Origin of the sequence: uncultured Amnibacterium sp. (assembly GCF_964244015.1) — a bacterium.
Taxonomy (GTDB): Bacteria; Actinomycetota; Actinomycetes; order Actinomycetales; family Microbacteriaceae; genus Amnibacterium.
Map to the genome: position 1 here is coordinate 1 of NZ_CAXTHO010000150.1, position 6,140 is coordinate 6,140.

Below are 6,140 nucleotides of genomic sequence, written 5' to 3' on the forward strand. Positions count from 1 at the left end.
GGGCGAGCAGGTGCAGCGCCTCCCCGGCGGCGGACTCCTCGCCGCCGAAGAACCGGGCGGGACCGATGGCCCGGATCACGACGAGCCCGGGCCGCACCACCTGCACGGTAGGGATGCCCGCCTCGAGCGCGGCGAGCACCGGTTCGAACCGGCGCGCGTCCACCGCGGGGACGAGCGGCAGCACGACGAGGGAGGTGCAGCGCGACTGCGCCTCCCGCACCTTCAGCCCACGCTGCACGCCCGCCGCCCGCGCCGCCGCCGAGCAGGCGTGCACCACCCCCTGCGCGATCAGCGCGAGAGGGCCTGCCGGGTCGATGCCCGCCTCCTCGGCGGCGGCCCGCACCGGCCAGTCCGGGCACCAGAGCACCATGCAGCGCTCGGTCACACCGCGGCCAGCCGTGCAGGGGCGGCAGCAGGGGCGGCGGCAGCAGGGGCGAGCCGGAACCCGGTCTCGATCCGCAGCCGGTGCCGGGAGGCGACCTCCCGCGCCGTCACCACGACGTCGAGCTCGCGGGCGGCCAGGTAGCCCCACCCGGCGCCGATGCCCGTCCAGCTGCTGCCGGTGGTCTCGAGCGTCGCCTCCGCACCCGACCACGGGCCCGCGACGAGCAGCGTCGCGTCCCGCTGCCGGAGCCGGGAGGCGAGGCGGGCGGTCTCGGCGGGGGAGGCGCCGGCGGCAGGCGGCCGGACGAGGACGATCGGCAGCACCTCGGTCAGCTGCGCGGTGACGGTGAGCCAGTGCTCGTCGGGGGAGGGCACCAGCACCAGCCGATCCAGCACGATCCCGAGCTCGGCCGCCGCCTCCGCGCCGAACTCGGGGATGCCGACGACGCCGCACCAGGCGCCCGCGGCGGAGGGGCCGGCGAGCAGCAGCATCGCCAGCGCGAGGGAGCCCGGCGCCGCGTAGACGACGCCGGAGCGGAGTGCCCCGCCGGGCAGCAGGTGAGCGACCCGGGGATCGGTCGGGACGGTACGCGTGCCGAGCGTGCGCGCCTGCATCGCGGCGATCCGCGCCTGCAGCGCCGCCACCGTCTCCGATCGGGCTGCTGCGGGCATACCCCAGTATCGAACACGTCTTCGATAAGAGGCAAATCGACGCTCGGGAGATCCTGATGGATGTCGATGAACCGGGTCGGACACCCGCGACTGCGGGGCGTCGGAGCCGCGCCCTAGGCTCGCAGCGTGGATGCGGCGGCTCAGGCCTTCCCCATCGCGGTCGCGTGGACCGTCGGCGGTCTGCTGCTCGTCGTCGCCGTCACCGGTCTGTCGCGGAGGGTCGGCTGGTCCGCTCCGCTGCTGCTCGTGACCGTGGGCGTCGTGTCCTCGTTCCTCCCGTTCACGCCCGACGTGCAGCTCGAGCCCGAGGTCGTGCTGGCCGGGGTGCTCCCCGCCCTGCTGTTCGCCGCGGCGCTGCAGACCTCGTTCCCGGAGGTGCGGGCGCGCGGCGACTCGATCCTCGCCCTGTCGGTCGGGCTCGTCCTGTTCTCGGTGGTCGTCATCGGCTTCGTCACCTACTGGCTGGTCGGCGCCGTGGTCGGCGGCATGACGATCGCCGTCGGCCTCGCGTTCGGCGCGATCCTGGCCCCGACCGACGCCGTCAGCGTGAACGCGCTCGTGGGTACCGGTCGCGTGCCGCGTCGACTCGCCTCCCTGCTGGAGGGGGAGGGCCTGCTCAACGACGCGACCGCGCTCGTCTCCCTCAACACCGCGATCGCGGCCATCACGCAGCCGGAGGACGGCTTCGGAGGCGCGTTCGGCGACTTCGCGCGCGCGGTCGTCGGCGGGGTCGCGGTCGGGGTCGTCGTGGCTTGGGTGATCGTGCGGGTGCGCAGACGGCTGAAGGCGCCCGTGCTCGACACGTCGATCTCGCTCGCCGCGCCCTACGTCGCGTACCTGCCCGCGTACTTCATCGGCGGCTCGGGCTTCCTCGCCGTGGTGCTCACCGGCATCTGGCTCGGCTACCGGGCGCCGTCGTTCCAGTCCGCGGAGTCGCGGATCGCGGAGCGGATCAACTGGCGCACGGTGTCCTTCGTGCTCGAGAACGGCGTCTTCCTGCTCATCGGTCTGCAGCTGAAGGGCATCGTGGAGGCGGCGGCGAAGACCGACATCGGCTTCGGTCTCGGTGCGCTGATCATCGCCGGCATCTACCTCGCGATGGTGCTCGCGCGGTTCGTCTGGGTGTTCGCGGCGACGGCGCTGTACCGGTTCGGGCCCGAGCGGCTGCGGGAGCGGCGCTGGGACTGGAAGACCGCCCTCGCGATCTCGTTCGCGGGTGTGCGCGGGGTGGTCACGCTCGCGGCCGTCTTCCTGCTGCCCGAGCAGACCCCCGCGGTCGGCTTCCTCCAGCTCGCGGCGTTCGTGATCGTGGTGCTGAGCCTGCTGCAGGGCCTCGGTGTCGGGCCGCTCGTGCAGCTCCTCCGGCTGCCCCTGCCGAATCCCGAGCAGGACAGGGTGCAGATCCGCACCCTGGTCGCCGAGGCGCAGGACGCCGCGATCGCCCGCCTGGAGCAGGAGTCGACGGACGACGACCCGACCGACCTCGTCGCGAGCCTGCGCCGCAGCGCCGAGTACCGGGTGACGATCGGCACGTCCGACGAGCAGGGCCTGATCGAGCAGCCCGACTCCTTCGCCCGCCTGCGCCTGCTGATGCTCGACAGCGAGCGGAGCGCGGTCCTCGACGCGCAGCGCGAGGGCCGGTTCGAGGACAGCGTCATCGACGCCGTGCTCGGCGACTTCGACTCGATGGAGGCGACCCTGAAGCGGTCCTACCGCCGCGACGTGACGAAGCCGGTGCGGCCCCCGCTGCGGCTCGGCCGCCGGCGGCACGGCGGCTAGCGGGCCGTCACCGGGCATCAGGAGCGTCGGTGCGCGTCAGCAGGTCGTGCTCGGTGACGGCGGCGAGCGAGAGGGTGCGGTAGCCCTCGGAGTCGAAGAACACCGTGATCCTGTCCTCCTCCACCCGCATGACGCGGCCCGTGCCCCACTCGCGGTGCTCGACCGTCGCGTCGACCGGGAACGGCGCCTGCTCGGTGGTCCCGGTCTCCTGCAGGTCCGCGATCCTGGCGGCGGAGCCGCTCTCGCAGGTGTCGCAGTTCCCGCACGGACCGGCAGCGCCGTCGCCGAAGTAGCCGAGCACGAACAGGCGGCGGCAGGACCGGGTCTCCGCGTACTGCCGCATCATCGCGAGCCGCGACTCGTCGATCCGCTCGCGATCCTCCGCAGCCCGGAGCGCGGCGTCCACGGCCTGCTCGCCGTCCGGCGCCGTGGGTTCCAGGCGCCCGCCGTCGAGCCGGGCGGCGCCCGCGTCGACCAGGAGGTGCGCGAGGGAGGTGGCGCGCCGCGCGCTGATGCCGAGCGCCTCGGCGGCGGCCTTCACCTCCGGATGCTCGGTCGCCGCGGCGACGAACCGCTGCAGCTCTCCCCGGCTCGGTGCGGTCGCGCCGAAGAACCGGCGGAGCCCGAGATCCTCCTCGCGGTAGTGCAGCCTGGCCGACGACGGCGCCCCGTCCCGGCCCGCCCGCCCGACCTCCTGGTAGTACTCGTCGAGCGACTCGGTGATCGCGGCGTGCACGACGAACCGCACGTCGGACTTGTCGATCCCCATCCCGAAGGCGCTGGTGGCGACCACGACCTCGACCTCCCCGGCGTGGAACGCCGCGGACAGCTCGCGGCGCCGCTTCGCGGGCAGCCCGCCGTGGTACGGCTCGGCGGCGACGCCCCTGGCGCGCAGCTGCTCGGCGAACAGCTCCGTCGCCTTCCTGGTGGCGACGTACAGCAGCCCGGGCTTCGCCAGCTCCACGACGTCGTCGAGCACCGCGGCGACCTTGTCGTCCTCCTGCTCGTGACGGCGGACGGCGAGGTGGATGTTCGGCCGGTCGAAGCCGTGGGTCAGCACCAGGGCGTCGGGCATCCGGAGGCGCTCGAGCACCTCGTCCCGCACCGGCCGCGACCCGGTGGCGGTCAGGGCCAGGACCGGCGGCCGGCCGAGTCGCTCGGCGACGTCGCCGAGGCGGAGGTAGTCGGGCCGGAAGTCGTGCCCCCAGCTGGAGACGCAGTGGGCCTCGTCCACCACGAGCAGCGACGGGTGCGCCGCCGCGAGCCGCTCGACGACCGCGTCGTCCGCGAAGCGCTCCGGTGCGACGAACAGGTAGCCGAGCGAGCCGTCGTCGACGCCAGCCCAGGCCGCCTCGATCGTCCGCTCGCCGATCGTCGAGTTGATCAGCGCCGCCGGGCGGGCGCCGGGCCTTTCGCGCAGCGACGCGACCTGGTCGGCCTGCAGCGCGATCAGCGGCGAGACCACGACGACGAGACCCGGCCGCAGCGCGCCGGCCAGCTGGTAGACCGCCGACTTGCCGTACCCGGTCGGCATCACCGCGAGCACGTCGCGGCCGTCGAGGACCGACGACACCGCGTGCTCGATCCCGGGTCGCAGCGGGTCCCAGCCGAACACCTCCCGCGCCGTCGCGGCGATCTCCTCCGCCCGTCCGGTCGCGAGGTCGTCCAGGGTCTCGATCGCCGTCTCGGTCGTACTCATCCGCGAGATCCAAGCAGGCAGGCCCCTGGAAGCGCCCCCATGTCCAGCCGACGGGGGCGCCTGCCGGTGGAGCAGAACAGCAGGACTCAGCACCATCAGCAGGACCGCAGCGCGAGCAGGATCCTGCTATCGCTCCTGGGTCCTGCTGATGTGCTCTACGACACGTGGACCATCGGGCGGCGGCGGACGTCGGGTTCGGTCTCCCGGAGCACCTCGCGGGTGACGGGGGCGACCTCGCCCTCGCCGGAGACGAGGAACCGGAACATGTTCGACACCGGGTTCCCCTCCGTCCACTCGAAGTACACGTGCGGCACGATGCCGGTCAGGTTCCGGATCTGCAGCAGCACGGTCGCGATGGTGTTCGGCACGTTGCCGGAGGCGACCTCGAGCACGCGGAACCCGTGCCGGACGATGCCGCGGACCACGAGGTCCTCCTCGAAGTCGGAGGAGTCGGTCTTCTCGACCTCGAGGAAGATGATCGAGGCGCGGCCGGGGATGTTGCTGTCCCGCCGCTCCTCCTTCGCCTTGATCTGGTACTCGCGCGCATCGCGGGCGTCGGGCTCGTTCGCGACCAGGTGGACCTCGCCGAAGTCCTCCGCCTCGTTCAGGAACTCGAGCGCGGTGTCGTCGAAGGTCACGCTCGTCGCCCGGATCTCGAACGACCGGCGGACGCGGGAGGCGAACGAGATCACCAGGATCCCGAGGATGAACAGCAGCGCGATGCGCAGGCCGTCGGGCCGCTCCACGACGTTGACGCCGAGCGCGTACAGCAGGATCAGCGCGACGAGGGCGAACCCCGCCATCCGCTTCCACTGCCGCTTCCGGCGCGCGGACAGCGTGACCGCGAGCGCCGCCGAGATGATCAGTACCAGCACGCCGGTCGCGTACGCGCCGCCCTGCCGGTCGACGGAGGCGCTGAAGACCAGGGTGACGACGATCGCGAGCAGGGTGAACACGATGACGAGCGGCCGGATCGCGCGGGCCCAGCCGGGCGCCATGCCGTAGCGCGGCAGGTAGCGCGGCACGATGTTCAGCAGCCCCGCCATCGCGGAGGCGCCCGCGAACCAGAGGATCGCGATGGTCGAGACGTCGTAGACGGTGCCGAAGACGGCCCCGAGGTGCTCATGCGCGAGATACGCCAGCGCTCTGCCGTTCGCCTCACCTCCCGGCCGGAACTCCTGCTGCGGGATCAGCAGCGTCGTCGCGAGGCTGGAGGTGATGAGGAAGAAGCTCATCGTCACCGCGGCGGTGGTGAGCAGCTTCTTCGCGCCCGCGATGCGCCGCTCCGGCCGCTTGCCGGGCTCGTCGCCGTCGCCGCGGATCTGCGGGATCACGGTCACGCCCGTCTCGAACCCGGACAGCCCCAGGGCGAGCTGGGGGAAGACCAGCAGCGCGACGACCACGACGCCGAGGGGGCTGCCGTTGCCCTGCGCCAGCATGCCGACCCCGACGGTGTGGAAGACCTCCGGCTGCTGGAACGCGATGATGAACGAGTTCACGATCACGACGGCGTTCAACGACAGGTAGACCGCGACGAGCACCACCGCGATACCGATCGCCTCCTGGAACCCGCGGAGGAACACCGCGCCGAGCAGCACGATCAGCA

The 6,140-nt window shown here is 72.8% G+C and carries 4 protein-coding genes and 1 pseudogene; 1 reads left to right on the forward strand and 4 read right to left on the reverse strand.

Translation table 11 applies throughout. The features are described from left to right. Both ACFE67_RS13515 and ACFE67_RS13520 read right to left on the reverse strand, forming a co-directional pair. Nucleotides 1–370 (reverse strand): annotated as a pseudogene (locus ACFE67_RS13515) (DNA polymerase Y family protein); the annotation flags it as partial. Between the two features lie 11 nt (nucleotides 371–381). Continuing rightward, nucleotides 382–1,056, reverse strand: coding sequence for a hypothetical protein (locus ACFE67_RS13520; RefSeq protein WP_375407396.1), 675 nt, complete (start codon nucleotides 1,054–1,056; stop codon nucleotides 382–384). A 126-nt stretch (nucleotides 1,057–1,182) separates the two neighbouring features. On the opposite strand from ACFE67_RS13520, the gene ACFE67_RS13525 reads away from it, so the two are divergent. After that, on the forward strand, nucleotides 1,183–2,835 hold the full coding sequence (locus tag ACFE67_RS13525; protein WP_375407397.1) for a Na+/H+ antiporter: 1,653 nt from the start codon (nucleotides 1,183–1,185) through the stop codon (nucleotides 2,833–2,835). 7 nt (nucleotides 2,836–2,842) lie between these two features. On the opposite strand, the gene ACFE67_RS13530 is transcribed toward ACFE67_RS13525, so the two are convergent. Together ACFE67_RS13530 and ACFE67_RS13535 are read right to left on the reverse strand one after the other, a co-directional pair. After that, nucleotides 2,843–4,534 carry a RecQ family ATP-dependent DNA helicase gene (locus tag ACFE67_RS13530; RefSeq protein WP_375407398.1) on the reverse strand — a complete coding sequence of 564 codons (1,692 nt, stop codon included), beginning with the start codon at nucleotides 4,532–4,534 and terminating at the stop codon, nucleotides 2,843–2,845. Nucleotides 4,535–4,689: 155 nt separating this feature from the next. Then, on the reverse strand, nucleotides 4,690–6,140 hold a 1,451-nt coding region (locus tag ACFE67_RS13535), incomplete at its 5' end, for an amino acid transporter (RefSeq protein WP_375407399.1).

Bases quoted from the DNA above. Each gene is read 5' to 3' on its own strand.
- ACFE67_RS13520 (WP_375407396.1), bottom strand. From the start codon at position 1,056: ATGCCCGCAGCAGCCCGATCGGAGACGGTGGCGGCGCTGCAGGCGCGG.
- ACFE67_RS13530 (WP_375407398.1), bottom strand. From the start codon at position 4,534: ATGAGTACGACCGAGACGGCGATCGAGACCCTGGACGACCTCGCGACC.